The sequence below is a fragment of the Ruegeria sp. HKCCE4148 genome, assembly GCF_017872495.1.
GTDB lineage: Bacteria > Pseudomonadota > Alphaproteobacteria > Rhodobacterales > Rhodobacteraceae > Ruegeria.
In genome coordinates, this window is record NZ_JAEDOS010000003.1 from 549,532 (window position 1) to 575,430 (window position 25,899).

23 protein-coding genes are annotated in these 25,899 nt (G+C 57.4%); 13 read left to right on the forward strand and 10 right to left on the reverse strand.

The features are described 5' to 3' along the window. Positions 1-26 precede the first annotated feature (26 nt). Both I9187_RS12525 and I9187_RS12530 read right to left on the reverse strand, forming a co-directional pair. Positions 27-686, reverse strand: a complete 660-nt coding sequence (locus I9187_RS12525) for a DsbA family oxidoreductase (protein WP_171179999.1) — start codon at positions 684-686, stop codon at positions 27-29. Continuing rightward, a complete protein-coding gene (locus I9187_RS12530; protein ID WP_209509289.1) occupies positions 683-2,200 on the reverse strand; it encodes a class I adenylate-forming enzyme family protein in 1,518 nt (505 codons plus the stop codon). The genes I9187_RS12525 and I9187_RS12530 overlap by 4 nt, the downstream gene beginning before the upstream one ends. A gap of 65 nt (positions 2,201-2,265) precedes the next feature. On the opposite strand from I9187_RS12530, the gene I9187_RS12535 reads away from it, so the two are divergent. Then, positions 2,266-2,889 (forward strand): XRE family transcriptional regulator, encoded by a 624-nt coding sequence (locus I9187_RS12535; protein WP_171180003.1) that lies wholly within the window; start codon positions 2,266-2,268, stop codon positions 2,887-2,889. Here the strand turns inward: I9187_RS12535 and I9187_RS12540 are convergent. Both I9187_RS12540 and I9187_RS12545 read right to left on the reverse strand, forming a co-directional pair. Further along, positions 2,878-3,117: a hypothetical protein gene (locus tag I9187_RS12540; protein WP_171237674.1), complete on the reverse strand. Its 240-nt coding sequence runs from the start codon at positions 3,115-3,117 to the stop codon at positions 2,878-2,880. The two genes, I9187_RS12535 and I9187_RS12540, sit on opposite strands and share 12 nt — an antisense overlap. 543 nt (positions 3,118-3,660) lie before the next feature. Further along, entirely contained in the window at positions 3,661-5,388 is a 1,728-nt protein-coding gene (locus tag I9187_RS12545) for an extracellular solute-binding protein (RefSeq protein WP_245223197.1), read from the reverse strand. Between the two features lie 403 nt (positions 5,389-5,791). Between I9187_RS12545 and I9187_RS12550 the strand changes: the two genes are divergently transcribed. Both I9187_RS12550 and I9187_RS12555 read left to right on the forward strand, forming a co-directional pair. Next, complete coding sequence (locus tag I9187_RS12550; RefSeq protein WP_171180010.1) at positions 5,792-6,565, forward strand: 3-hydroxybutyrate dehydrogenase; 774 nt, start codon at positions 5,792-5,794, stop codon at positions 6,563-6,565. A 64-nt stretch (positions 6,566-6,629) separates the two neighbouring features. Continuing rightward, complete coding sequence (locus tag I9187_RS12555) at positions 6,630-7,655, forward strand: patatin-like phospholipase family protein (protein ID WP_171180012.1); 1,026 nt, start codon at positions 6,630-6,632, stop codon at positions 7,653-7,655. Here I9187_RS12555 and I9187_RS12560 read toward each other — a convergent pair whose 3' ends face one another. The 3 genes from I9187_RS12560 to I9187_RS12570 all read right to left on the reverse strand — a co-directional run bounded on the left by I9187_RS12560 (position 7,656) and on the right by I9187_RS12570 (position 10,214). Then, a complete protein-coding gene (locus I9187_RS12560; protein ID WP_171180014.1) occupies positions 7,656-8,333 on the reverse strand; it encodes a DUF502 domain-containing protein in 678 nt (225 codons plus the stop codon). It lies immediately after the preceding gene. 79 nt (positions 8,334-8,412) lie between these two features. Further along, entirely contained in the window at positions 8,413-9,324 is a 912-nt protein-coding gene (locus tag I9187_RS12565; RefSeq protein WP_171180016.1) for a pseudouridine-5'-phosphate glycosidase, read from the reverse strand. After that, positions 9,321-10,214 carry a PfkB family carbohydrate kinase gene (locus I9187_RS12570; RefSeq protein ID WP_171727474.1) on the reverse strand — a complete coding sequence of 298 codons (894 nt, stop codon included), beginning with the start codon at positions 10,212-10,214 and terminating at the stop codon, positions 9,321-9,323. Before I9187_RS12570 ends, I9187_RS12565 begins: the two co-directional genes overlap by 4 nt. A 169-nt stretch (positions 10,215-10,383) precedes the next feature. Between I9187_RS12570 and I9187_RS12575 the strand changes: the two genes are divergently transcribed. Beyond that, complete coding sequence (locus I9187_RS12575; RefSeq protein ID WP_171180020.1) at positions 10,384-11,526, forward strand: HupE/UreJ family protein; 1,143 nt, start codon at positions 10,384-10,386, stop codon at positions 11,524-11,526. A gap of 7 nt (positions 11,527-11,533) precedes the next feature. Here I9187_RS12575 and I9187_RS12580 read toward each other — a convergent pair whose 3' ends face one another. Continuing rightward, complete coding sequence (locus I9187_RS12580; RefSeq protein ID WP_171237669.1) at positions 11,534-12,154, reverse strand: thiamine phosphate synthase; 621 nt, start codon at positions 12,152-12,154, stop codon at positions 11,534-11,536. Positions 12,155-12,317: 163 nt separating this feature from the next. Here I9187_RS12580 and I9187_RS12585 point away from each other — a divergent pair, with 163 nt between their 5' ends. From I9187_RS12585 to I9187_RS12600, 4 genes are all read left to right on the forward strand, one after another. Beyond that, positions 12,318-13,061 carry an RNA methyltransferase gene (locus tag I9187_RS12585; RefSeq protein ID WP_171180024.1) on the forward strand — a complete coding sequence of 248 codons (744 nt, stop codon included), beginning with the start codon at positions 12,318-12,320 and terminating at the stop codon, positions 13,059-13,061. 59 nt (positions 13,062-13,120) lie between these two features. Then, complete coding sequence (gene ctaA / locus I9187_RS12590; protein ID WP_171180027.1) at positions 13,121-14,266, forward strand: heme A synthase; 1,146 nt, start codon at positions 13,121-13,123, stop codon at positions 14,264-14,266. A 4-nt stretch (positions 14,267-14,270) separates the two neighbouring features. After that, a complete protein-coding gene (locus tag I9187_RS12595; RefSeq protein ID WP_171180029.1) occupies positions 14,271-15,740 on the forward strand; it encodes a carboxypeptidase M32 in 1,470 nt (489 codons plus the stop codon). A gap of 447 nt (positions 15,741-16,187) precedes the next feature. Further along, positions 16,188-16,883, forward strand: coding sequence for a THxN family PEP-CTERM protein (locus tag I9187_RS12600; protein ID WP_171180031.1), 696 nt, complete (start codon positions 16,188-16,190; stop codon positions 16,881-16,883). A 107-nt stretch (positions 16,884-16,990) separates the two neighbouring features. Here the strand turns inward: I9187_RS12600 and gyrA are convergent, their stop codons facing one another. Further along, positions 16,991-19,714 carry a DNA gyrase subunit A gene (gyrA, locus tag I9187_RS12605; RefSeq protein ID WP_171237665.1) on the reverse strand — a complete coding sequence of 908 codons (2,724 nt, stop codon included), beginning with the start codon at positions 19,712-19,714 and terminating at the stop codon, positions 16,991-16,993. Between the two features lie 192 nt (positions 19,715-19,906). On the opposite strand from gyrA, the gene I9187_RS12610 reads away from it, so the two are divergent. Together I9187_RS12610 and I9187_RS12615 are read left to right on the forward strand one after the other, a co-directional pair. Beyond that, positions 19,907-20,176: an usg protein gene (locus tag I9187_RS12610; RefSeq protein WP_171180035.1), complete on the forward strand. Its 270-nt coding sequence runs from the start codon at positions 19,907-19,909 to the stop codon at positions 20,174-20,176. 101 nt (positions 20,177-20,277) lie between these two features. Next, the gene (locus I9187_RS12615) at positions 20,278-20,973 is read left to right on the forward strand and encodes a hypothetical protein (protein WP_209940209.1); all 696 of its coding nucleotides are present in this window, start codon (positions 20,278-20,280) and stop codon (positions 20,971-20,973) included. Here the strand turns inward: I9187_RS12615 and I9187_RS12620 are convergent, their stop codons facing one another. Further along, entirely contained in the window at positions 20,974-21,927 is a 954-nt protein-coding gene (locus I9187_RS12620; protein ID WP_171180039.1) for a radical SAM protein, read from the reverse strand. Between the two features lie 165 nt (positions 21,928-22,092). Here I9187_RS12620 and zwf point away from each other — a divergent pair, with 165 nt between their 5' ends. From zwf to pgi, 3 genes are read left to right on the forward strand one after another with little or no spacing between them, the layout of a single operon-like run. After that, a complete protein-coding gene (zwf, locus tag I9187_RS12625; RefSeq protein ID WP_171180041.1) occupies positions 22,093-23,547 on the forward strand; it encodes a glucose-6-phosphate dehydrogenase in 1,455 nt (484 codons plus the stop codon). Beyond that, on the forward strand, positions 23,544-24,215 hold the full coding sequence (gene pgl / locus I9187_RS12630; protein ID WP_171180044.1) for a 6-phosphogluconolactonase: 672 nt from the start codon (positions 23,544-23,546) through the stop codon (positions 24,213-24,215). Before zwf ends, pgl begins: the two co-directional genes overlap by 4 nt. A 4-nt stretch (positions 24,216-24,219) precedes the next feature. After that, entirely contained in the window at positions 24,220-25,824 is a 1,605-nt protein-coding gene (gene pgi, locus I9187_RS12635; RefSeq protein ID WP_171180046.1) for a glucose-6-phosphate isomerase, read from the forward strand. The last annotated feature ends 75 nt before the right edge of the window (positions 25,825-25,899 follow it).

Below are 25,899 nucleotides of genomic sequence, written 5' to 3' on the forward strand. Positions count from 1 at the left end.
ACTGGAAATTCGCACAGACCTCTGTGCTATTCTGCAGAGGAGGCCTCAAGTTGAGACATGATCTCGGCGATCACTTTTTCCCACATCTCAGGGGGTTGCGCCCCTGGAACAGCGTGTTGATTGGCCACAATGTAGGTGGGGACCGAACTGACGCCCATATCACGCGAATGGCTGTCCCGGTTGCGAATATCTTCGCGGTCGGCGTCAGATTTCAGCAATTTCATGACGACGGCGGCGTCCATACCGGCGCTGTCGGCGATGTCAGACAGCACTTCGGGGTCACCGATGTCACGGGCTTGCACGAAATATGCATCGAACAAGGCATCGACGACAGCGTTCTGTTTGCCTTCGATTCCGGCCCAATGGATCAGGCGATGGGCGTCCAACGTGTTGGGCGTGCGCTTCATGCCTTCGAAGTCGATCTTCAGGCCCGCATTCTCTGCATGCTCCACCACCGGAGCATAGGCCCGTACCGCACCGTCCTTGCCGCCGAACTTGCGTTCAAGATACTCACGCCGGTCCATGCCCGCATCCGGCATTTCGGGGTTCAGCTGAAACGGATGCCATTCGATGACAAAGGGGTGATCAGGGACATTGGCCAAAGCCTTGTCCAAATGGGTTTTGCCGATATAGCACCAAGGGCAGATCGGGTCGGACAGGATGTCGAGTTTGACGGTCTGGGTCATTTGCTTGGTGCCTCGAAATAGGCCGGCAACGCCCGGCGCAGAAGTTTGCCATTGCCGCCGGTTGGCAGGACAGGCAGGTGGATGAAGGCGCGCGGTTGCTTGTAGCGCGCCAGATTGGCCTCGACATAGGCGCGCAGGGCCGCATCGTCCAGCTTTTCCGGGCCGGTATAGAAGGCTGCTATCACAAATGTGTCCGGTTTGACCTCAATTGCCGCTGCGCCGACCTGCGTGATGCCGGGAAAGCGGGACAGGGCGGCTTCAACCTCGACTGGCGACACGCGATAGCCGCCGGCGTTCATCATGTCATCATCGCGGCCCAGATAGCTGATCTGGCCGTCCACTGCCATTGCGCCCTGATCTCCGGTCAGAAACCAGTCGCCTTGCATCCGCGCCTCAGCTTCGTCGGGTGCGTTAAGATAGGTCAGCATCAAACCGGGGTCCGAGCGGTGTATGGCGATGGTGCCTTCCTGTCCTTGTGGTACTGGGCCATCCGTCCCCAGGATCGCCACGCGACGCCCCGGTTGCGGCTGCCCCAGCGCGTCGCTACGCGCGGGGTGGGTCGGGCTTGAGGAAATAAAGGTCGAGCATTCGGACATGCCGTAGGCTTCGAATAGATCGGTGCCGGTGCTGGAAACCCATTTCTCATGCAGAGCGCGCGAGAGTTTCTCACCCGCGCATAAGCCATGGCGCAGGTCGGGCAATTCCATGTGTTCGGACATTTGCAGCATCTTCCGAAAGACTCCGGGGGCTGCAGCAAAGATCGTCGCACGGTGCTGGCGCAACAAGGTGGGCAGCGCGTCAATACTGGTGCCGCGTTCCGGGATCAGGGCCGTTGCGCCAATGGTCCACGGGTCCATTAACCCGGTGCCCAGCGTATAAGTCCAGTTGAACGCGCCCGCGTGGCACAATCGGTCGGTGCCGCGCAGACCGTACCAGCCATCGACCATCATCTGCCGCGCCCAGATTGCCCGGTGGGCATGGGCCACCGCACGTGGCTTGCCTGACGTTCCAGAGGTGTAGACGACATAGGCCATTCGCTCGGGGTCGCCCATGGCAAAATGGGCTGCAGGCAGGCTTCGCATGGAATTCAACGCATCCAACCCAATCTGATTGGGGTGCGCGGCGCAGGCAACGTCGGGGTCGCGCAGAACGGCCGCTGGGGAAAGTTCCGCGATCATTTTGGCCGTTTCAGGCTCGGTCAGTTGCGACGATGTCGGCACAGGAACGATGCCCACTGCAATTGCGCCAAGATATGCGATCGGGAAATCCACTGTATTGCCCAGCCGCATCAACGCAATGTCGCCGGGCTTCAAGCCTGCTTGCAACAACCCTGCGCCAGTCCCCAATACGGCTGCTTTCAGATCGCGAAAGCTCCAATCCTGAGCGCCCGTCTCACGCAGCACGGATAGGGCAACCTTTTCGGGGATGCGATCCGCTTGGCCCAGGACATGCGCCGCCAGATTGAAAGGTGTGGGGCAGGGCTCAGGCGCCCCTTTATCAAAGATGGACAACATGGCCTTTGGCTATCGCGGAGCCTGCCGCGTTGCAAGCGCGGCGGACCGGGCCTATAGAGAGGGGCATGAGCACTCAAGATCCCAAATCCCTGATCCGAATTGCCCGTGACACAGGTGATCATACCGAAGTCGAACCACTGGACCTTGGCGCACGGGTGCGCGAGCTGCGCAAAGCGCGGAATTGGACTTTGGAACAAGCCGCCACGCAGGCGGGATTGGCACGTTCGACCCTCAGCAAGATAGAAAATGGGCAGATGTCGCCTACCTATGATGCGCTCAAGAAGTTGGCGATTGGCTTGGAAATATCAGTGCCGCAACTGTTTACGCCGCCACAACGCGATCAGGTGATTGGCCGTATGGCCGTGACACGATCCGGCGATGGGGCAGCCCATGCAACTGCCACCTATGAACATGAGTTGCTGGCCGAGACGCTGACCAAGAAACACATGCTGCCCTACCGTGCGCGTGTACGGGCGCGGTCAATGGAGGAATTTGAAGGCTGGGTACGTCACGACGGTGAAGAGTTCATGTATGTCCTCACCGGTGTCGTGCGGTTGTTTACCGAGTTTTATGAACCCGTCGAAATGCGCCGTGGTGACAGCGCATATTACGATGGCAGCATGGGTCACAATGTGATCTCCGTCAGTGACGAAGATGCGACGATCCTTTGGGTCACATCACTTGCTTAAAGACGCGTGAGCGAATTCGCGGTTCAGGCCTTCGGTAAACAGGAAATCTTCGACCTCTTCATGCGCTTCGTTAATTGTGAGTTGGTGGCGCTCGGCCAGATAGGCTTCGAACCCCTTTCGATCCTTAGAAACGCGCATCATGTCCTGATCCCGCAAGTTCGGAAAGCGCCGTTTTGCACGTGCGTAGGCCGCGCTCCAGTCTTGTGTAAGATCCGTCCAGTTCATCATCTATGAGCTTTCCTTTTGTAGCCATTAGGACTGCTCTCCCCCGACATCAGGGTACGGAAAGGCTGCCGCAAGGTAAGACATGACAAAATGTCGCACCTATCTTTCGCGATTGATCAGAGGTTTGTTGCCCGCTGCGAAACATCCGCAACGGGCGGACGGGCCTGCATTTGGTGTGAGTGGTGGCGGGCCCGGTTATGCTTTGTCCGGCATTGCCGGATTGTTCAGGTGCAGTGCCGAAATGCGTGAAGCCAGTTCTGCACCTGACCTAGTAAGTACAGGGTGTATACACGTTTTGCCCAGTAAATAAAGGATTTTGAACGGCGCCTCGATTTACTCACCAAGTATTGATAGACCTCAACGAGCTTTGTGAACGTCAAATGGCAGACTTGTGTGATTGTGACGATCTTCCGGTGTGCAGCGATCGGCAAATGGGCGCCGGGTGCCGCAAGGTGTGATCAGCAGAAATTTGCCAAACCCCGTGCATTTTCACCAGGCAAATCGAACCAACCCGGGTTCAGCTGACCCCGGTTGGTTAAAGAGTGTTTAATTCGCGTCGTACCACCAAACGTCGGGCATGTACTGCGGACCGTCACCATAGATCGGCACCGTGTCGGGAAACTTGAGCTCGCGGACATGCGCGATGCGCCCGACATCAAAGCTCCAGATCGGGATCACAAGGCGGCCGGCAGTCAAGACGCGGTCCAGTGCGCGGGTGGCTGTTGTGAAGTCTTCGCGCGTTTCAGATGCCAGCATGGCATCGATCATCGCGTCAACGGCAGGCGAGGATACACCCATCAGGTTGCGCGTGCCCGGTGTGTCGACGTATTCACTGCCCCAATAGAACCTTTGTTCGTTTCCTGGTGACAAGGACAGAGCGCGGCGGAAAGGCGTCATGTCGAAATCAAGCTCGTTCATGCGCGAGGTGTATTGCGCGTCATCGACTTTTTCGACCACCAGCTCGATGCCCAGACGTTCTAAGGCGCGGGCGTAAATCTCGGCAATTGTGCTGACGTCCTGCACGACATTCAGGCTGCCCTGGCTGATCACCATTTCAATCTTGAACGGCTGGCCTTCCACGTTTTTCAACACACCATCCTGAACGGTCCAGCCCGCGTCTTCCAGAAGCTTGACGGCCTTGCGAATGTTGCGCCTGTTCCGTTCTGATCCATCACCTTGCGGCAGTTCATAGCCTTCCAGCGTGCCGGGTGTAAGGTCTGCTTCGAAAGGTGCCAGCAAAGCCTGCACTGGTGCAGGGGCAGGTCCGGGTTGCATCGCCAGATCAGATCCAGAGAAATACGACGAAATACGCGGCTGCGCGCCACCTGTGACAGTGTCGTTGATAAATTCGAAATTGAAGGCAAGGGTCAGCGCCTCGCGCACCCGCCAATCGTCCAGCGGTGGTTTGCGAGTGTTCATCACAAAGCCGGTCATCCCGGACGGTTTGCCATGGGGGATTTCGGTCTTGATCACATCTCCGCGCTGAACGGCCGGGAAGTTGTATTGCTTGGTCCATTTGTCGGCGTTGAATTCGCGTACAGCCGAAAGCTCTCCGGCTTTGAACGCCTCAAATGCGACAGAGCCGTCGCCGTAGAACTCGATCCGTAGATCGTCGAGGTTCATGGTGCCGCGGCGAAACGGGATGTCATTACCCCAATAGTTCGGGTTTCGACGCAGGTTCACATAGCGGCCTGCTTCGTAATCGTCGATCACATAAGGGCCGGTGCCGATTGGAATATCCTGCAACGTGGCGTTTGCAAAATCCTTTCCCTCCCATTGCGCCTTTTGCAGGATGGGGCGCATCCCAGCCAGCAAGGCCAGTTCCCGGTCTGGTTCGTTGAATGAAATCCGAACCGAGCGCGGTCCGGTCTGTTCAATGCTGTCGATCTTGCCCCACAGCCCGCGATAGCGCAGATGACCCTCGGTCCCTAGGGTCTCATAGGACCAGATCACATCTTCGACCGTAACAGGGCTGCCGTCGGAAAACTGCGCCTCTTCGCGCAGGGTGAATTCGACCCAGGACCGGTCTGGTGCTGCCTCAACTGATTCGGCTAACAGCCCGTAAAGCGTGAAAGGTTCATCCCAAGACCGCCCCATCAGGCTTTCATGGGTCCAAAACGGCAATTGCCAAGGAGAGGTGCCTTTTTGCAAAAACGGGTTCAAGCTGTTATAGCCGCCGGTGTTTCCGAACACCGCTTTGCCGCCTTTGGGCGCATCTGGATTGGCGTAGGGGAGAGACACAAAATCCGGTGGTAGGGCCGGTTCCCCATACATAGCTATGCCATGAGACGATTCTGCATGGGCGACAGACGTGAGAAAAATGCTGGCGATTCCCGCCGCAAATTGTCGAAACGGTCGGAGAAAATCCGGGCTCATTTTGGAAACAATCCTGCTCTGGCCTTATTTTGTTGGGGATCACCGTAGTGATGATTTTTCTTATTATCAAACTTTTAGCTTGGACGAAGGCATAGAATTGCTTATAAAGGTCTTACTGCTCGATAGGTTTCTTGCCTGTATGAAACCTGCCTCAATAACTTAACGCCCGCTTCGTGCGGGCGTTTTTTTTTGAGCAGATCGGGATGTCCAGGACCTGGGTATCGTTTCCATAGTTTCCCCGTTTTCTTTGCAGGTGCAGCATGGCATGGTGCGCCAGGACATCGCATAAGGGAGATCGGTCATGAGCCTTTCCGGCAAAACGGCAATCATTACAGGATCAAATTCAGGCATCGGTCTGGGGGTCGCGCGCGAGTTGGCCAAGGCGGGGGCCAACGTGGTTTTGAATTCCTTTACCGATCGGGATGAAGATCATGCGCTGGCCGCAGAGATAGCGAAAGAGACCGGAACCAACGCGCGCTACATCAAAGCGGACATGTCCAAAGGCGATGAGTGCCGTGCACTGATCGAGCAGGCAGGGGCCTGCGATATTCTGGTGAACAACGCGGGCATTCAGCATGTCTCTCCGATCGACAAGTTCCCGACCGAAAAATGGGACGCCATTATTGCGATCAATATGAACTCGGCTTTCCACACCACAGCTGCTGCACTGCCGATGATGCGTAAGGCGGGTTGGGGCCGGATCGTCAATATTGCCTCGGCTCATGGTCTGACCGCCTCGCCTTACAAAGCGGCCTATGTTGCTGCAAAGCATGGTGTGGTTGGGATGACCAAGACCGTCGCGCTTGAGACCGCGCAAGAGCCGATCACCTGCAACGCCATCTGTCCGGGCTATGTTCTGACACCTCTGGTCGAGGCGCAGATCCCGGATACGATGAAGGAATACAACATGAGCCGTGAAGATGTTGTGAAGAACATCCTGCTGGAACGTCAGCCCTCGAAGGAATTCGCCACTGTCGAACAGTTGGGCGGCACCGTGCAGTTCCTGTGCTCGGACGCGGCGGCTCAGATTACCGGGACAACGATTTCGGTCGATGGTGGCTGGACCGCACTTTGAGGTTCCATGGGGGCGCAGCCCCCATACCCCCGGAGTATTTCTGAAAAGATGAAGGGGCCGAGGCATGAAACGGATCAATCTGGCATTGCAGGGCGGCGGGGCGCATGGGGCGTTCACCTGGGGTGTGCTCGACAGGTTTCTGGATGAAGAAGACGTCGAGGTTGCGGCCATTACCGGGACGTCAGCGGGGGCGTTGAACGGGGCAGCGTTCAAGTCGGGTATGGTGCACGCCGGGCGCGACGGCGCACGCGCAAGTCTGGATGCGGTGTGGGCGCGTATGGGTGCGATTGGCGATTTGCGTATGGCCCATTGGTTCCGAGGAGTGGAGCCTGCAGCGATTTCCAGAGCTATGGAGTATTCAGTCCCTTATTCCATAGGCGAGGCGTGGTCCCGAATGGTGTCGCCTTACGCCTATGGTCCGTTTTACAGCAATCCGTTGGAGGCGGTGGTTGATCGGTTCAATTTCGCCGAAGTATGCGCAGATGAAGGCCCGCGCCTGTTTGTCTGTGCCACTTGCGTGCGAAGCGGGAAAATCCGCGTCTTTACGGGTGATGAAATTTCAACCGACGCCATCCTGGCCTCGGCCTGTTTGCCGACCTTGTTCAAGGCCGTTGAGATATACGATCCTGAAACCGAGCGGACCGAGGCGTATTGGGACGGTGGGTATACAGGGAACCCAGCGCTTTACCCGTTGTTCAATGACGATCTGCCCGACGATGTGGTTATCGTTAATATCAATCCGCTGGAACGCGATGAGGTGCCTGTCACACCGCAGCAGATCCAGAACCGGATCAATGAGATCAGCTTCAACTCATCCCTGTTTCGCGAACTTAGGGCGATCAGTTTTGTGCAGCGGTTGCTGAAAGAGGGAAAACTGAAACCCGGGGAAATGAACCGTGTACTGGTTCACATGATTGCGGATAACGAATTGATGAACAGCTTGTCTGTAGCAACCAAAACCGTGCCCAACCCGGTCATCCTGCACAAGTTGAAAGAGGCTGGGCGAAGGGCAGCGGATGACTTTCTTGTCAAACACAAAGCGGATTTGGGGCAGAACAGTACAGTTGATCTGCCCGCAATGTTTGGCTGATCACTCGGGCGGCTGCGTCGGATCTTTTTCGTTGGGGTAAACGAGACCTGCCGAGATTACCAGTTTCGCGGCATCTTCAATGCTCATATCCAGCAATATTACGTCTTCGGCGGGAAAAAACAGCAGGAAGCCTGAGGTTGGGTTGGGCGTGGTTGGCACAAAGACGCTGAGCAGTTCGCCCCCGGTTTCAGCGCGTTTGCTGACCTCACCGCGCGCGCTTGTTGATACAAAACCAATGGCCCAAATACCGCGACGCGGGTACTGAATCAGGCAGGCTTTTTCAAATGACCGTTCAGTCTGGGCAAAGACCGTTTCCGAGATTTGCTTGATCCCGGAATAAACCGACCGCACGACGGGCATCCGATCGACCAGACCTTCGGCGAAATGGATCAGTGAACGGCCCAGTATTCCTTTGGCGATCCAGCCAACGAGTACCGTGAAAATCAGGAAGATCACCACACCCACGCCGCGCAAGTTGATGCCAACATATTGTTCCGGTTGGAACTGTTGCGGCACCAGCGGCAGTACGGCGCTGTCGATCCATCCGACCACCGACCAGATCAGCCAGACCGTCAACCAGACAGGTGCAATGACGACGATGCCCGTCAGAAAGGATGCGCGCAGCCGGGACAGCAGGCCGGGGCGGCGGTGGGGCTCTTCGTCGAAAGGTGTGTTCATTGCAGGTCCGAGTGAGCAGTTCCGAATGGTTTCCGTGGTTTAGGTAGTCAATCCCTCGCTTTGGTACAATAGGGCTGCGTCAGCCCTGATGCACCAGCGATTGCGCGATTTTGGCTGCGAGACGTGCATTGTTGCGGACCAGCGCGATGTTCGCGGTCAACGAGCGGCCTTCGGTTTTTTCGAAAATGCGCTGCAGAAGGTATGGGGTCACGGCCTTGCCGGTAATGCGGTGGGCATCTGCGTCGGCCTGAGCCTCGGCGATGATGGGGGCCAGTTCCTCGGCCGGAATCTGATCGGTGGCAGGGATTGGATTGGCAACCAGTTGTCCGCCGGGCAGACCTAGCGCGCGGCGCATGGCGTGGGCTTTGGCGATGGCGTCGGCACTATCCATGCGCAGGGGCGCAGCAAACAGCGATTTAGCGGACCAGAACGCTGGAAATTCATCCTGCCCAAATGCGATGACAGGCACGCCCAAAGTCTCTAGCACTTCAAGCGTTTTGGCGAGGTCAAGGATGGCTTTGGCCCCGGCAGCAACCACCGTGACCGGAGTATGGCCAAGTTCGTGCAGGTCGGCAGAAATGTCGAACGTCGTCTCAGCCCCCTGATGCACGCCACCGATGCCGCCGGTGGCAAAAACCTCGATCCCGGCGTAATGCGCGGCGATCATGGTGGCGGCGACGGTGGTGGCCCCGGTGCCCCCGGTCGAAATGCAAGCTGCCATGTCCGCACGTGAGATCTTGGCGACACCTTGCGCCTGGCCCAGCCATTGCAGTTGGTCGGGCTCGAGCCCCACGTGCAGTTTGCCTTCAATCACCGCCATGGTTGCCGGAACTGCGCCCGCATCACGAATGTCCTGTTCGACCTGAGCCGCAACTTCGACGTTTTGCGGATAAGGCATTCCATGGGTGATGATGGTGCTTTCCAGCGCGACGATGGGTTGGCCTGCGTCTTTGGCGGCGCGGACCTCGGCTGAGTATTGAATGTCGATCACAGTGGGGTTTCTCCGGAAACATAGGTTGCAGCGGCGTGCAGCGCGCGGGTCAGGGCCTCATCACTGGATGCGCCACCGGATTCTGAGGCGATATGGGCCGCCATGAAGGTATCCCCGGCACCGGTCACGCGGGTGACCAGTACGGACGGGGGCGTTTGGGTTAGGATTTCGTCGGAACTGCCCACGGTGGCTGAGTTTCCACTGTCAGTCACCAATACACGCAGAGCACCGCGATCCAACAAACCTTTGGCAGCGCTCTCAGAGTCGGTGAATTCGCGCTGGCACAGGATGCCGGCCTCTTCGAGGTTCACGTAAAGCGTGGCGCGAGCATGCTTAAGGAAAGGCAGCAGCCGTTCGGCTTTACCGGGCGAGGCTGGGGCCACGCGCAGGTCGGCGCGGGCAAAAGCGGGGCTCTGGGCGATTTCTTCCAAAAGGTCCAGCGTCAGGTTGCCATCCAGCGCGATGGGTCCTTCAAAGGGTGTGTTCTCATAGCCTAAAGGTCCGTGCATCAAAGGGCGTAGGATCTTTGCGCCTGCCGCTTCCAGTGAATGCGCATCAGCAATGGCTGCGATCAGCCCGTTCGCACCCTCGACCGCCATGTAGCGGTCGGTCGGCAAATCCTGTGAGCGGTAGATGTGATCCGTCACCATACCAAGACGCGAACAAGAGTGGACAAGTTCATCGCCTTCGGGATCGCGCCCGATGGCTGTCAGCAAAGTGGGGGTCATACCAAAGCGCACCAGCGTCATGGCGATGTTCATAGCAACGCCGCCAGGCAGGCGCGTGATCCGCCCCGGCACGTCGGAACCTTGCCGCATTGCGCTGGCCGACCGCCCGATCACGTCCCAAAGGACCGATCCGATACATAGGATATTGCTGGTCTGAGTCATGGGGATGTCATGCCGCAGCGGTGATGCCCGTGCAAGTCAGAACGTAACCACCGTCAGATATTCCCGAACCACCCGGCACTTACGCCTTTTGCGCTTGCGATCCGAGACCTGCATGGGAACAATTGACCACAATGATTGGTGATTTGTTTCTTTTTCCGGAGCGTTTCTTATGAACGGCCGTGTATTTCGGGCCATCCTTCGTGTCTTTGCCCTCTTTGTACTTAGCTGTTTCGTCTTTGCGTTCCTTTCTTCAAGCGCGGTGAGGGCGCAATCTGACCAACCTACGTTGATTGATTTCTGGATCGCTGATGAAAAGCTGTTCCTTGAGGTTGGATTGAATGCTGAAGCACTGTTGCTTGGGTTTGATCCAACACGGCATGAAGTTCTTTCCGGGGATCCGCAGTATCTGACACTGCGGCAGATGGCGGCATCGGAACTGGAGCCACAGATCAGAGCGTTTGTTGAAACGTGGGTGCAGGACGTCGAAGTCCAGGTTCCCGAGCGTTTGAAACTGACTTTGGAACGCGTGGTTGTCTCTGAAGGCGGTGGTCAGGAAGAAGCGCGTGTTACCAAACTGCTGCTAACAGCACCTTTTCCGGATCAAGCTTCGAACCTGAAACTGCGCTGGCCGGTTGATGGCGGGCCGATTGTGCTGCGGCAGCAGGGCGTTGCGGCCCCCTATACCAGTTACTTGGCGGCTGGTGAAACCAGCCCTCTCATACCATTGCGCGGAGGGGCATCCTTGACGCCGCAACAGACACTACAGACGTTTTTTGCGTTGGGGATCGATCACGTCATAAACACGCCGTTCGCACCGTGCTTGCTTGCCCTGGTTCTTGTGTTTCTGTCCTTGTCCTTGCGAGCAGTCGTGGCGCAGGTGGTGTTTCTGTCAGTTGGCGTGTTCGTTGGGCTTGGCTTGGCTGTCTACGACGTTTTGAACGTGCCGACCTATGTTGGTTTACACGCGCCGACGGCGTTCGTCATCGGGCTGGCGTTGTGGAACCTCGTGGCACGACGGTTGCAGGTCGCGCGCCTGTTGACGGTGTTTGCTGGCGGAACAGTGTTTGGATTGGCTTTGGCAAGGGCTCTTAGGGCTATCGGCGTGCCGCCGGACCATCAGCTTCCAGCGTTGTTGGGGTTTGGGGCTGGGGTTTTGGTGCCGCTGGTTTTGGCTGCCTCGGCTGCGTTTGGACTGGCGCTTTTGTTTGCTGGCGGTTCGCATAGGACCCGCAGCCGGATTGCAGTTCTGGCCTCAATCCTGATTGCAGGGCTCGGGGTGTATTGGCTGGCCGAGCCCTGGATGCTGCGTTGATGCAGGGTTAGGACATCCCTGCTGTCAAAGTGTTAAGCGCGCCAAGCGGATCGTCGCTGTTCCAGATTTCGTCCCCAATTCCGAAGAAATCGGTGCAGGGGGCAAGGTCGCGGATCAGGTCGGGCGTTAGCCCACCTTCGGCCACAACCGGAACTTCGATCATCTCGGACCACCATTGGAACAGGTCCTTTTCTGCGCGGGTACCATCGCCCAACGTGGCCGTGCCAACAGGTCCGAAGGCCACGTAATCGGCCCCGCTTTCACCTGCTGTCATGCCATCATGGCTGGAGGCACCGCAGAAACTACCAACAATTGCATCCGCGCCCAATTCCTTGCGCGCAGCCCTGACGGACCGAGCCGCGTCGTCCAGATGCACCCCGTCCAGACCCAGACGCTGGGCCAGCAGCACGTGGTTCGAAATAACTATGGCCACATCACGCGCATGGGCGACTTCCCGGCAAGCGTCGGCCGCGCGGGCGATTGTGTCTTCGTCGCTTCCGGCCAGCGCCAGGCGGATGCAGGCGATGTCGGCCCCGTCCAGTACCGTTGCCAGCTTGTTTGTGAAGGTGCTCAACTCGATGGTCGGAGGCGTGATCAGGTAAATCTGCGGCTGCTCGGGGGTGTCCATGGGCGCGTCCTTCGGTTTTTGGTCTTTGGCGCGGTTTAGCGGATTGCGGCGGGGAAGCAAACTTTTATGCCTGCCGAGGCGGTATTTGGAAACAGAAGAAAAGGATCGGGTTGCCCTGTTGACGCCGTCGGATTAGAGCGGGCGGAACTTTTCGGAGACAGCCATGCCCAGCGATACATCTCAGCCATCCTTCGTGCTCGTGCGCCCGCAGATGGGCGAAAACATCGGCGCCGCCGCGCGCGCGATGTGGAATTTTGGTCTGGACCGTATGCGCATCGTGGCCCCACGCGACGGCTGGCCGAATCCCAAGGCCGTGGCCATGTCCAGCGGGGCAGGGCGGTTGCTGGATGAGGCGCAGCTTTTTGACGATCTGGCAGGATCGCTGGCTGACAGCACGTTTGTCTTCGCAACAACAGCCCGACAGCGCGGGTTAACCAAGCCGGTCTACAGCCCAGAACGTGCGATGCAGATCGCGGCTGAGAAAGTCGCAACAGGTGAAAAAGTCGCCGTGTTGTTCGGTCCTGAACGCGCAGGGCTTGAGAATGAGGACATCGCAAAGGCCAACGCGATCATCTCGGTTCCGGTGAACCCGGAATACGCCTCGCTGAACCTGGGGCAATGCGTGTTGCTGACCGCTTATGAGTGGATGCGCCAGACCGGAGACGTGGTGCATGAGGCCACCGATCTGGGCAAGGGCGACTGGGCCACAGGGATCGAAGTGGAAAAACTGGTCGAGCATTACGAGGATCGTCTGGAAGAGGCCGGGTTCTTTTATCCCCCTGAAAAAGCAGAGGGTATGAAAGTTAATCTACGTAATCTGTGGTCGCGGATGCGGATGACACGCGCCGATGTGCAGATGCTGCATGGGATCATGCGGCAGATGGTCCGCTGGAAAGACAATAGCTGAGGCTGGACCTATCTTCCACCAAGCCCTAGCTTGCGACAAAATCAGGACATGAGGACAGCATGAGCGGTAAGCGCAGCATCTTCGAAGAGGTCTCGGACACCGAAAAACAACAAGCCGTGCAACCGGGAATGATCGACCGGGGACGCGGCGGCGCGCGTCAGGCGATCCGCGTTTGGCTTATGATCCTGTTTGCCCTGGTCGTCGTGATGATTGCGGTTGGTGGCCTGACACGCCTGACCGACAGCGGCCTTTCGATCACGGAATGGCGTCCGATCACCGGGGCCATCCCGCCGATGAATGAGGCGGACTGGCAAGCGGAATTCGATAAATACAAGCAGATCGACCAATGGCGCATCCAAAACCAATGGATGGAGTTGAATGATTTCAAGTTCATCTACTGGTGGGAATGGGGCCATCGTCAACTGGGCCGCGTGATCGGACTTGTCTGGGCCATTGGCTTTTTTGGCTTTCTTGCAGCGCGCAAAATTCCAACCGGCTGGACTGGTAAGCTGTTGATTCCGGGCCTGTTAGGCGGTGTTCAGGGTGCGGTCGGCTGGTGGATGGTCGCCTCAGGCGTGACGCAGGGTGAGGGCATGACCGCCGTTGCCAGTTATCGTCTAGCCACACATTTGGGTCTGGCTTTTGTGATCCTGGGCTTTCTGGCGTGGTACATCTTTGAATTGGGCCGCGAAGAACGCGACCTGATGCAGGCGCGCCGCGCGAAAGAGGCGAAACTATTCTCGCTGTCCACCGGTCTGATGCATTTCGCCTTTTTACAGATACTCGTTGGGGCGCTGGTTGCTGGGATCGACGCTGGGCGGTCCTACACCGATTGGCCCTTGATTGGCGGGCAAGTGTTGCCGCCGGATGCCACTGCGTTGGAGCCGATGTGGCGGAACTTCTTTGAAAGTCCCGGATTGGTGCAGTTCATTCACCGCTGTGCGGGGTATCTGCTGTTCATCTTCGCCTTCATCGTCTGGCGTCGTGGTGGAACCAGCGCGCATCCGCAGACACGTTTTGCCTTCAATGCCGCCTTTGCCGCGCTGGCGTTGCAGGTTGTCGTCGGCATCGTGACCGTGGTCTATGGCGCACCTTGGCAGATCGCGATCTTCCACCAATTCATGGCCGTTGTCGTCTGGACCCTGATCCTGCGTGCTCGGTTCCTGACCGCTTATCCCATCGCAACATCCCTGCGCGGAGTTTGATCCAATGACCGCTTTCAATGAACTCATGGCCTTTCAGCGTGAAACCTCGGCTTTGGGCCAGATTGCCGGGCGGCTGGGTTGGGATCAGGAAACCGTCATGCCGCGTGGGGCTGCCCCGCAACGTGCCGAAGAAATGGCCGCAATCGAAGCGGTGCTGCATGCGCGCCGGTCCGATCCGCGTGTGGCGGAATGGCTTGAGCAAGCCGCGCCACAGGACGAAGTGGGTAAGGCCCAGTTGCGTGAAATCCGCCGGGCCTATGAGCGTGCGGTGAAAGTGCCTGCTGATCTGGCAACAGCGATCGCCCGTGTGACATCCGCTGCGCAGGGGTCTTGGGCGCAGGCGCGGGCGGATGAAGACGTCTCGGCCTTTCTGCCGGTGCTTGAAGAGGTCGTGTCACTCAAACGGCAGGAGGGCGAAGCCCTTGCGCAGGGCGGGGACGTCTATGACGCCATGGTCGAAGATTACGAGCCCTACACGACCGGCACGCAGATTGCGGCCATTTTTGATGAGATGCGCCCACGTTTGGTTGCCCTACGCGCCGCAGTATTGGATCGCCCGGAACCGGCAGCCCTGAATGGCAGTTTTGATGAACGGACCCAGATGCGCCTGACGCAAAAGCTGGCGACGACTTTTGGGTATGATCTGAACAATGGCCGTGTTGACAAGGCGGTGCATCCGTTCAGCTCGGGCAGTGGGCTGGATGTGCGCATCACCACGCGAACCAGTGAAACGGACCCGTTCAACTGCTTTTATTCCACGATACACGAGGTCGGCCACGCCGCTTATGAACAGGGTATCGACAAAGCTTATTTGCTGACCCCGCTTGGGAACGGCGTGTCAATGGGCGTGCATGAAAGTCAAAGCCGCATATACGAAAACCAATTGGGTCGTTCGCGTGCCTTTACTGGGTGGCTGTTCGGACAGATGACTGAGGCATTCGGCGATTTCGGTATCGCTGACGCGGAGTCGTTTTACGCTACGGTAAACCGTGTTCATAACGGCTATATTCGGACCGAGGCTGATGAAGTGCAGTACAACCTTCACATCATGTTGCGCTTTGATCTGGAACGCGCACTGATGGCCGGAGACCTGCAAGTGAGCGAGCTCGAGGCCGCCTGGAATGACAGGTTTAAAGCCGACTTCGGCTATGCGGTCGACAAACCTTCGAATGGCTGTTTGCAGGACGTGCATTGGTCGGTTGGATTGTTCGGGTATTTCCCGACCTATTCGCTGGGCAACGTTTATGCAGGATGCTTGTTTCAGGCGCTGCGTGCGGCAGTGCCAGGGCTGGATGACCGATTGGCCGAGGGTGACACCTCGGGTGCGACGGGCTGGTTGCGCGAACAAGTTCAACAACATGGCGGGCTTTATGCACCCCGCGATGTCATTGCACGCGCCAGCTGTGTAGAGCCGGGGCCAGAGCCTTTGCTTGCGTATCTGGAAAAGAAGTTTGGGGCTTTGTACGGGCTGTGACCTGAGAATTCGGTCTCCGGACTGCGTGCAGAAAGGCCGGATTTCTTTGGTAATGCGGCCGCGACAACGGTGATTTTTTTCGTATTTCACCTTAGACGGACCGTTCCAGAGATGATTGCCGTTGGCGACGTCAATACCGCGCGTGTGACACCATATCGCGATCCAGTACGTGAGGCATCATTGACTTGGTGTTCACGCTTGACAGGCCTTTGTAAGATAGGCCCGGATCGATTTTTGGGGTGTAAGGAATTGTATTATAGAAAGCTGAAAATACTTCCAATCAGCGTCACCGTTTCAACATAGGTAACAATGTTGAGGGGATTTACCCTAAATGAGGAAAAAGGGTGGCCAAATTATGTCCGGGATACTACGTGTTTTCAAGTCTATGTAGCACTCTAGTTGGAGTGCGAATTTGTAAAAAGTGTTTCAAGGGTAGGGGTTAAACACATGGCACTGAAACGTAATGTGGCCGCGGTTGCCTTAGTTGGGGTGTTGGCTGGTAGCGCCGCCTCGGCGTTGAGTGTGACAGCTATTTCTCCTTCATGGCAGAACGTGAATCCAACGACTGGTATTACGGAAAGCAGTTCTGGTTCTACGATCTCGCTGCGTTGGGGCGGTGGCAGTAACCCAAGTGGTTATGATTTTACGCCGACGGGAACACCAATATTGAATCTTTCGCCGGACACAGCTTTTGACCTGGGACAGTTCACGCACCTCAACTTTCCGATTCCGGGGGACGTACTGAGTTCGGTCGATCTTGTCGTCGATCTTCAGATCGGCGGCGGACCTCTGGTGTCATCAACCTTTTCACTGACACATAATGAGACCTTGAATCGATCGGCAAATTGTCCTCAGGATCCAACACCTTGCAACGATGTTGTGACAATTGCCAACACACTTGGTTCTCAGAACTTCACCTTTGGTGGACAGAACTATGTGTTCTCGGTGCTTGGCTTTTCACAGGACGGTGGTAACACGATTTCCACTGGATTCAGTACGGTGGAAGAGGCGCAGAACTACGCAACGCTTTATGGTCAGTATACGATCGCGCCTGTTCCGCTGCCAGCAGCCGGGTGGCTGCTGCTTGGAGGTATTGGTGGGCTGTTCGCATACGGACGTCGCCAAAAGCGCAAAGCGGCTTAGGCAAGGTTTCTCCACCACGCGTTCATTCGTGCGGTGTAGACTTTTCGAATACAAAAAACCCGAGGTCATCGAACCTCGGGTTTTTCTATTTCCAAAGGTTGGAACGATTACTCTTCTGTCTCGTCCTCGCCTTGATCGGCGATCCAAGCCACGCTGACAACCTCTTCGCCCTTACCGGTGTTGAAGACCCGCACTCCGCCCGCGCTGCGGGATCTGAAGGAAATCCCATCCACCGGCACCCGGATCGACTGACCTTTGGACGTGGCCAGCATGATCTGGTCATCGATCTCGACCGGGAAGGACGCCACAAGCTCACCGCCGCGCATCGCCTTGTCCATGGCGGCGACGCCCATACCGCCGCGTCCGCGAACAGGATAGTCATGGCTGGAGCTCAGCTTGCCTGCGCCGCCAGTGGTGATGGTCAGGATCAGGTTCTCGGCTGCCGACATCTGAGCATAGCGTTCCTGCGTAATCGAGCCCGGCGCGGCTTCGTCTTCGTCCACCTCACCGTCATCGGCAATGCCAGCCACGGCGCGGCGCATCTTGAGGTAAGCTGCGCGTTCATCCGGGTCGGCCTCAAAGTGCCGGATCACAGACATCGACACAACGCGGTCGCCATTGGTAAGTTTGATGCCGCGCACACCGGTGGACTCACGTGAGTTGAAGACACGTACATCGGTGGTGCGGAAGCGGATTGCACGGCCTGAATTGGTGACCAGCATAACGTCTTCATCTTCCGAACAGATGCGGGCATTCACCAGTTCAACGCCCTCGGGCAGCTTCATGGCGATCTTGCCGTTGCGGCGGACATTGGTGAAATCCGACAGTCGGTTACGACGTACGTCACCCGCGCTGGTGGCGAAGACGATTTGGAGGTTTTCCCACTCTTCATCCGGCACATCCACAGGCATGATCGCGGCGATAGATACACCGGTAGGAATTGGCAGGATATTGACTATGGCTTTGCCTTTGCCGGTCCGGCTGGACTGCGGCAGACGCCAAGTCTTGAGTTTGTAGACCATGCCTTCGGTGGTGAAGAACAGCAGTTGGGTATGCGTGTTTGCCACGAAGAGGTTGGTGACGACATCCTCTTCCTTGGTCTGCATTCCCGACAGGCCTTTGCCGCCACGTTTCTGAGCACGGAAATCGGCCAGCGGTGTGCGCTTGATGTAACCGCCTGAGGTTACGGTCACGACCATATCCTCACGCTCAATCAAGTCCTCGTCTTCCATGTCGCCGGACCAGTCGACGATCTCGGTGCGGCGGTCGACAGCGAACTTTTCGCGGACGTCGCGCAGCTCATCACCGATGATCGACATGATGCGTTCGCGCGAGGAAAGAATATCCAGATATTCCTTGATCTTGGCTGCTAGTTCTTCCAGCTCGTCCGTGACCTCTTTGACACCCAACTGGGTCAAACGTTGCAGGCGCAGTTCCAGAATTGCGCGGGCTTGAACCTCGGTCAGGTTATAGGTGCCATCGTCGTTCATCTTGGACAGAGGATCGTCGATCAGACGAAGATAACCTTCGATCTCAGCAGCAGGCCAGCGGCGGGTCATCAGCTTTTCGCGCGCTTCGGCGGCGTCTGCCGAGGATCGGATCGTGGCGACTACCTCGTCCACGTTCGACACGGCCACGGCCAGACCACACAGAATGTGGCTACGCTCGCGCGCTTTGCGCAAGTCGTAGGCGGTCCGACGGGCAACAACATCCTCGCGGAAGTCGATGAAGGACGTCAGGAATCGGCGCAGGGTCAACTGCTCGGGTCGGCCGCCGTTCAGCGCCAGCATGTTGCAGCCAAAGGAAGTCTGCATCGGAGAGAACCGATAAAGCTGGTTCAGAACCACCTCGGGCGTGGCATCGCGCTTCAGTTCGACCACGACACGCACACCGTTGCGGTCGGATTCGTCCTGCACGTGGCTGACGCCTTCAATACGTTTCTCGCGCACCGCTTCGGCGATCTTTTCGATCATCGAGGCTTTGTTTACCTGATACGGGATCTCATCCACGACAATCGCATAGCGATCCTTGCGGATTTCTTCGACACGAGTCTTGGCGCGGATGATGACGCTGCCGCGACCTTCCAGATAGGCCTTGCGCGCACCAGATCGGCCCAGCATGACGCCACCCGTTGGGAAATCGGGGCCGGGGACGTATTCAATCAACTGCTCTGAGGTCAGGTCAGGATCGTCGATCAGGGCCAGCGTGGCGTTGACCACCTCCCCCAGATTGTGAGGCGGAATATTGGTCGCCATACCCACGGCGATACCACCGGCGCCGTTGACCAGCATGTTCGGGAAACGCGCGGGCAGAACGGTTGGCTCTTTGTCTTTGCCGTCGTAGTTGTCCTGAAAATCAACCGTCTCTTTTTCGATATCAGCCAGCAGTGCGGCAGCCGGTTTGTCCATCCGCACTTCGGTATAACGCATGGCCGCTGGGTTATCGCCGTCCATCGAACCAAAGTTGCCCTGACCGTCCAGCAAAGGCAGCGACATCGAGAAATCCTGCGCCATCCGCACCAGCGCGTCATAGATAGCTGAGTCCCCGTGCGGGTGGTACTTACCCATTACGTCGCCAACCGGGCGCGCAGACTTGCGGTAGGCTTTGTCATGGGTGTTCCCGGTTTCGTGCATCGCATACAGAATCCGGCGATGCACCGGCTTCAGGCCGTCACGCAAATCCGGGATCGCGCGGGATACGATGACCGACATGGCGTAGTCCAGATAGGATGTGCGCATTTCGGATTCGATGGAGACCGTCGGGCCGTCATACACTGGGCGCTCTGGCGGGGTTTCGTCCATGTTTTCAGGAATTTCTGGCGTATCGCTCACGTAAACTGCCCGATCTTTGGCTTGGGTCTATATCTTGTGGATGCACCTTATCAGACCCGGCACATAAGGTGCAAGCAAGCAGCGCATTGAGTGCGAAAAACCACGGTAACGTCCCGGTAACATATTGTTATCCAAGAATTAGAAGGTTTCTGTGCTAGCCTGAAGAGACCTTGCAACAAACCAGAGGTCCGCATGAACCCAAGCGAAACCGAATTGATGCTAAAGGGGTACGGTCTGACAACGGCGGAATTCTTCTACCATATGCCCGACTATATCCACGTACTAAACACGTTCATCTGGCAGGACTACGACCTGGCGCCGGATCATCCGAAACTGTTCGAATTCATCGATTTCTGGCAGCGAGAGATTGAAGGTCCGCTGCATTCGGTCAAATTCACCCACCGCAAGATGATTGCACCGGGTGAGTGGCGTAACATGGTTGGCGAGTTTCGCGTGAATTGAGTGGTCGGTAATGCCTGACTGACCATTGAATTACCCGTTTTCATTTAAGGCAAGTCGGGTAAGGTGACGGCCAATCTGTTGCTGCCACAGGAAAACAAACCATGACAAAAGCCTTTCTTTTTGCTGCGGCGCTTTGCCTAAGTGGTCCCGCTTGTGCCGAAGGCGTTCTGGACAAGATAAAGAAGGGTGCTGAAAACACCGCAGAAGCGATCGGTCGCGGCGCGGAAAGCGTCGGTGATACTGTCAACAAAGGCGCTGCGGTCGTCGATGAAACCATCGATTCCACGTCGGACTTGCTGTCCAACGAAGCAACGCCGGAAGAAACGCGTGCCAAGCTGGACGTGATGGCAGGAGAAATCCTTGATCAGTTGCTTGCCGAAAACCCCGAAGCGCAGTCACTCTATGACGTCAGCGCAGGTTATGCGGCCTTCGACTCGCGCAAGATTTCGGTGTTTCCGATATCGGCAGGGTATGGGCGCGGTGTGGCCGTTTCAAAAGACACTGGTCAGCACACCTATATGAACATGGGCACGGGTGGTGTGGGCGCGGCCATTGGCATTGGCGGCTTTGAGACCAAGTTTGTGATCCTGTTCGAAAGCCCTTCAGATTTGGACAACTTCATTCTCCATGGCTATGACGCGACGGCTGAAACCGGCGCCATGTATGGAGAAGACAAAAAGGGCGAAACCGTGCGCTTTAGCGATGGGCGCTCTTTCTTTGTGCTCAGCAAAAAAGGATGGCGCGTGTCGGCAGGTGCGTCCGGCACCAAGTTCTGGAAGTCGCCCGAACTGAACTGATCAACCCGAGCAGCTTGCGCCGCCAAGAACGCAAAACTTGGCGCAGTGGGGATGGTTAAGGTGAACATCCGCCTCGGCTTCGGCCAGGCTGTGCCCCATCTCGAATTCGGGCTCATAAGGCAGCAACGTGCAGGCCAGAACGGCAGGGCGATCCGCACCTTTGCGTTTGACCACCATGCGCGAATTGGCACACATCACCGCATTTGGGGATTTGTCCAGAATTCCCCAGCACGCCGTCGTAATTTCAGGCACTTCCACGGATTCGTCCATCTCGGGGAATAGAACGGTCTGAGCTGGATTGTTCGGGTCGATGTCAAAGTCATGCCGGGCGAAGAACGCAGCATAACCAGCGCGGCTTTCTGCATCCGTGTCTCCCCACACCGACCTGCCTGCGATCGCCATGTTGAAACCGTGATCGCGCAACCACTCCATCCCGGTAACGGTTTTGTCGAAACTGCCCTTGCCGCGCTCTTCATCATGCAGGTCGGGGCGGTAGTGATCGACTGAGATGCGCAGCGTAAGCTTGTCGTTGTATTTGCTCTGCAACTCCAACAATCCTTCTCGCATCTTGCGGCGCATCATCGGGGCCATCGCATTGGTCAGAATCAAGACCTCATACCCACGTTCCAGCGCGGCACGAGTCATCTCGATCATCTCGGGGTTCATGAAGGGTTCGCCGCCGGTAAAGCCGATCTCGCGCACGGGCCAATTGCGCTCGTCGATCTGGTCCAGATAATCACGGATTTCATCCGCGGTCAGATAGACCAAAGCATCATTGGTCGGGCTGCTGGCGATATAGCAGTTCACGCATTCGATGTTGCACAGCGTACCTGTGTTAAACCAAAGCGTGTCTGGCTGGGTCAGTGAAACTGTTGCGCGGGTCTGCCCGTCTGCTGTCACCAGTTTGTCTTGGAACTTGCCGATATTGGCAAGCTGAGGGGCATTGTCTTTCATTCCCGCGTCCGGCTTTTGCTGAAATCTTTGGTTCGAACTAGCGTGTTGTCGGGGATTTGGTAAGGGTGACGCGGCGGTTCTAACAGAGTTTTGATGATCTTTGAGTTTTCATTTTTGGTTGCGCTAACATTGGACATGCAAGTTGGGTCGGGTTAAGGACAGCTTATGGTTTCACGCGTCATCCCTGTTGATCCTTTTGATCTGATTATTTTCGGCGGCACTGGTGATCTGGCGCAGCGGAAAATTCTGCCTGCCCTGTATCGTAGGTTCTGTGCCGGGCAATGGCATGATGACACGAAAATCCTTGCAGCAGCCCGGGCGAACCATACTGCGGAAGAGTTTCGCGAGATGGTTGCCGATTCTTTGCGCCAACATGCGCCGAAGCGGGCGCAGGACAGCCGGGCGCTGACCGGGTTTCTGCAGCGGGTTGACTATGTGCCTCTGGATGCAATGACAGCAGAAGGCTGGGATGTTCTGGGCCAAAAGCTGTCATCGGACCGCATAAGGGCGTTCTACTTCTCGGTTGGTCCAAGTTTGTTCGGCCCGCTGGCCGAGCGGGTCAGGGCGCATAATCTGGCGACGGACGACACCCGCATCGTGGTGGAAAAACCGTTTGGCCATGATCTGGACAGTGCGCGGGCCCTGAATGCCACGCTGGCTGCACATTTCGACGAGAGCCAGATTTACCGGATCGACCATTATCTGGGCAAGGAAACCGTGCAGAACCTGATGGCTGTGCGCTTTGGCAACATGCTGTTCGAACCCTTGTGGAACAGCCAATATGTCGACCACATTCAAATCACGGTTGCTGAAACCGTGGGGATTTCCGGGCGTGAGGAGTATTACGAGCGCGCAGGCGCAATGCGGGACATGGTGCAGAACCACCTGATGCAATTGCTCTGCCTGATCGCGATGGAACCTCCGGCCAAATTTGATCCCGACGCGGTGCGCGACGAGAAACTCAAGGTAATCCGGGCGCTTGACCAGGTAGAGCCGCATCACATTGTGCGCGGCCAGTTCGCTGCAGGGCCCGAGGGTCCGGGATACCGAGACTGCGTTGGCAATCCGCGTTCAACCACCGAAAGCTATGTGGCGTTGAAGGCCCACATCAGCAACTGGCGGTGGGCCGGGACGCCGTTCTATCTGCGCACGGGTAAGCGGTTGGTGGCGCGGTCTTCGGTGATCAATGTGATGTTCAAGGACGCGCCGCATTCGATCTTCGGGGAAGAAGCCGGACGGCACGCCAATGCATTGTCGATCCGTTTGCAACCCAATGAAGGGATCACCCTGAAGGTGACGATCAAGGAACCGGGGCCGGGTGGGATGCGTCTGGTCGATGTCCCACTGGACATGAGCTTTGCCGAAGCCTTGGGACCCGAAAATCAGGACCCGCCAGATGCTTACGAACGGTTGGTGATGGATGTGATCCGGGGCAACCAGACGCTGTTCATGCGCGGGGACGAGGTCGAGGCCGCCTGGGCCTGGACCGATCCAATCATCGCTGGCTGGCTGGCGCGCGGCGACGTGCCGAAACCTTATGACAGCGGCAGCACAGGGCCGGGCGACGCCGAGCTGCTGATGAAACGAGATGGTCGCCGTTGGCAAGGAATCAAGCCATGAATATTCAGGAATATGCAGACCGCGAAATGCTGGCCATCGACGTGGCAAATGCTTTGGCGGGCGATCTGGAGGCTGCATTGTTGCATCATGACACTGTTGCGCTGGCCGTTCCCGGTGGGACAACGCCGGGGCCAGTGTTTGACAGCCTTTGTGCAGCGGACGTGGCGTGGGACCGTGTGCGAGTTTTGCCAACAGATGAACGGTGTGTACCTGCCGATCACGAGCGTTCCAACGAGCGTCTGATTCGCGAAAGACTGCTGACGAACCGGGCGTCTGTTGCGCATTACATTCCGCTCTATGTACCCGGTGCGGAACCCGAGGCGGCGTTGCCCGAAATCGAATCTCTGATTGCGCCGGTGTTGCCGTTGTCGGTTCTGGTTCTTGGAATGGGTGATGACATGCATACGGCTTCGTTGTTTCCGGGTATGGAAGGGCTGGCTCAGGCATTGGGCAGTGATGCGCCTACATTAACCGTCGCGCGCACCGAGGTGCAGCCCGAGGCGCGCATTTCCCTGACCGCGCCGGTCCTGGATGGGGCATTGTCCAAGCACCTGATTATCTACGGTCAGACCAAGCGCGACGCGTTGGAAAAAGTCATGTCGCTGCCACCGGAAGACGCACCAATCGCCGCTGTGCTGAGCGGTATGACTGTCCATTGGTCGGAGTGAACACATGCAACTGGACGCTTTGAAGGCATTGGCAGACGCGGACCGCCGTATCTTGGACCTGTTTGAGGCGGACGCGAACAGGGCTGTGGAATTTTCAGCTTCGGCCGGGGATATGCATTTTGATTACTCCAAGACGCAGATCGACGAAAGCGTGCGCGCGGGGCTGATCCAACTGTGCGAAGACGCCGGTCTTTCGGCGCGGCGCGATGCGATGTTTGCGGGCGAAAAGATCAACGAAACTGAAGGGCGCGCAGTGCTGCACACAGCGTTGCGCAATCTGGACGGTGGCCCGGTCGAAGTGGATGGTCAGGACGTCATGCCCGAGGTTCTGGACACGTTGCAACGGATGCGGGTTTTCGCCGAGGAAGTGCGCGGTGGTGCGATTGCGGGGGCAGGGGGCAGCTTTACCGATGTGGTCAATATCGGCATTGGTGGGTCGGATCTTGGCCCGGTCATGGCCACACACGCGATGGCTCCGTATCATGACGGGCCGCGCCTGCATTACGTCTCGAACGTGGATGGTGCGCATATCGCTGACACGCTGCGTCAGTTGGATCCGGCACGGACTTTGGTGATTGTCGCCTCGAAAACCTTCACGACCATTGAGACAATGACCAATGCGCGCACGGCCCGCGCCTGGATGTCCGAAGGCGGAGGCGATCCGTCCCGACAGTTTGCCGCCGTATCCAGCGCATTGGACAAGACGCAGGCGTTTGGCATTCCCGAGGCGCATGTTTTTGGATTCGCCGATTGGGTCGGTGGGCGCTATTCGGTCTGGGGGCCAGTGGGCCTGCCGGTCATGATCGCTGTTGGCTCAAACGCGTTTGACGCGTTTCTGCGTGGTGGGCAGGCGATGGATCTGCATTTCCGCTCGGCGGATTGGGCTGAGAACGTGCCCGTCATGCTGGCGCTGGTCGGTATCTGGCATCGTCAGGTTCTGGGCCATGCCAGCCGCGCCGTGCTGCCCTATGATCAGCGGCTATTGCGGCTGCCAGCCTATTTCCAACAGTTGGAAATGGAATCGAACGGCAAATCGGTGGCGATGGATGGTTCTTCCCTGACTGTTCCGTCGGGCCCTGTGGTCTGGGGGGAACCGGGCACGAACGGTCAGCACGCCTTCTACCAACTGATTCACCAGGGTACGGACGTTATCCCATGCGAATTCATGGTTGCGGCCGAAGGGCACGAACCCGAGCTGACCCATCATCACCGCTTGCTTTTGGCCAATTGTCTGGCGCAGTCCGAAGCCCTTATGCGCGGCCGGTCACTGGACGAAGCCCGAGACCGCATGGCGGCAAACGGGCTGACAGGTGCGGAACTGGAGCGGCAGGCGCGACATCGGGTTTTCCCCGGCAATCGTCCGTCCACCACTCTGATTTATCAGAAACTCACACCATTCGTACTGGGTCAGATCGTTGCCCTGTATGAGCACCGGGTGTTTGTCGAAGGTGTGCTGTTGGGTATCAACTCTTTCGATCAATGGGGGGTGGAGCTGGGCAAGGAGCTGGCCACGTCGCTTGGCCCCATTGTGGACGGTGAAGAAAGCGCCCAAGGCAAGGACGCATCCACCGCTGCGCTGGTCGCCTATGCGTTGAAACACCGGGATTAACGCCCCAAAACGCAGCCTGCTGCACTAGTGGGTGGCATTCTTTTATTGTCAGACAATTAAATGCTTGGCAGGGTT

Excerpts from the sequence above, each read along its gene's own strand:
- I9187_RS12525 (WP_171179999.1), bottom strand. The coding sequence starts at position 686 with ATGACCCAGACCGTCAAACTCGACATCCTGTCCGACCCGATCTGCCCT.
- I9187_RS12530 (WP_209509289.1), bottom strand. The coding sequence starts at position 2,200 with ATGTTGTCCATCTTTGATAAAGGGGCGCCTGAGCCCTGCCCCACACCT.
- I9187_RS12535 (WP_171180003.1), top strand. The coding sequence starts at position 2,266 with ATGAGCACTCAAGATCCCAAATCCCTGATCCGAATTGCCCGTGACACA.
- I9187_RS12540 (WP_171237674.1), bottom strand. The coding sequence starts at position 3,117 with ATGATGAACTGGACGGATCTTACACAAGACTGGAGCGCGGCCTACGCA.
- I9187_RS12545 (WP_245223197.1), bottom strand. The coding sequence starts at position 5,388 with ATGTATGGGGAACCGGCCCTACCACCGGATTTTGTGTCTCTCCCCTAC.
- I9187_RS12550 (WP_171180010.1), top strand. The coding sequence starts at position 5,792 with ATGAGCCTTTCCGGCAAAACGGCAATCATTACAGGATCAAATTCAGGC.
- I9187_RS12555 (WP_171180012.1), top strand. The coding sequence starts at position 6,630 with ATGAAACGGATCAATCTGGCATTGCAGGGCGGCGGGGCGCATGGGGCG.
- I9187_RS12560 (WP_171180014.1), bottom strand. The coding sequence starts at position 8,333 with ATGAACACACCTTTCGACGAAGAGCCCCACCGCCGCCCCGGCCTGCTG.
- I9187_RS12570 (WP_171727474.1), bottom strand. The coding sequence starts at position 10,214 with ATGACTCAGACCAGCAATATCCTATGTATCGGATCGGTCCTTTGGGAC.
- I9187_RS12575 (WP_171180020.1), top strand. The coding sequence starts at position 10,384 with ATGAACGGCCGTGTATTTCGGGCCATCCTTCGTGTCTTTGCCCTCTTT.
- I9187_RS12580 (WP_171237669.1), bottom strand. The coding sequence starts at position 12,154 with ATGGACACCCCCGAGCAGCCGCAGATTTACCTGATCACGCCTCCGACC.
- I9187_RS12585 (WP_171180024.1), top strand. The coding sequence starts at position 12,318 with ATGCCCAGCGATACATCTCAGCCATCCTTCGTGCTCGTGCGCCCGCAG.
- ctaA (WP_171180027.1), top strand. The coding sequence starts at position 13,121 with ATGAGCGGTAAGCGCAGCATCTTCGAAGAGGTCTCGGACACCGAAAAA.
- I9187_RS12595 (WP_171180029.1), top strand. The coding sequence starts at position 14,271 with ATGACCGCTTTCAATGAACTCATGGCCTTTCAGCGTGAAACCTCGGCT.
- I9187_RS12600 (WP_171180031.1), top strand. The coding sequence starts at position 16,188 with ATGGCACTGAAACGTAATGTGGCCGCGGTTGCCTTAGTTGGGGTGTTG.
- I9187_RS12610 (WP_171180035.1), top strand. The coding sequence starts at position 19,907 with ATGAACCCAAGCGAAACCGAATTGATGCTAAAGGGGTACGGTCTGACA.
- I9187_RS12615 (WP_209940209.1), top strand. The coding sequence starts at position 20,278 with ATGACAAAAGCCTTTCTTTTTGCTGCGGCGCTTTGCCTAAGTGGTCCC.
- I9187_RS12620 (WP_171180039.1), bottom strand. The coding sequence starts at position 21,927 with ATGAAAGACAATGCCCCTCAGCTTGCCAATATCGGCAAGTTCCAAGAC.
- zwf (WP_171180041.1), top strand. The coding sequence starts at position 22,093 with ATGGTTTCACGCGTCATCCCTGTTGATCCTTTTGATCTGATTATTTTC.
- pgl (WP_171180044.1), top strand. The coding sequence starts at position 23,544 with ATGAATATTCAGGAATATGCAGACCGCGAAATGCTGGCCATCGACGTG.
- pgi (WP_171180046.1), top strand. The coding sequence starts at position 24,220 with ATGCAACTGGACGCTTTGAAGGCATTGGCAGACGCGGACCGCCGTATC.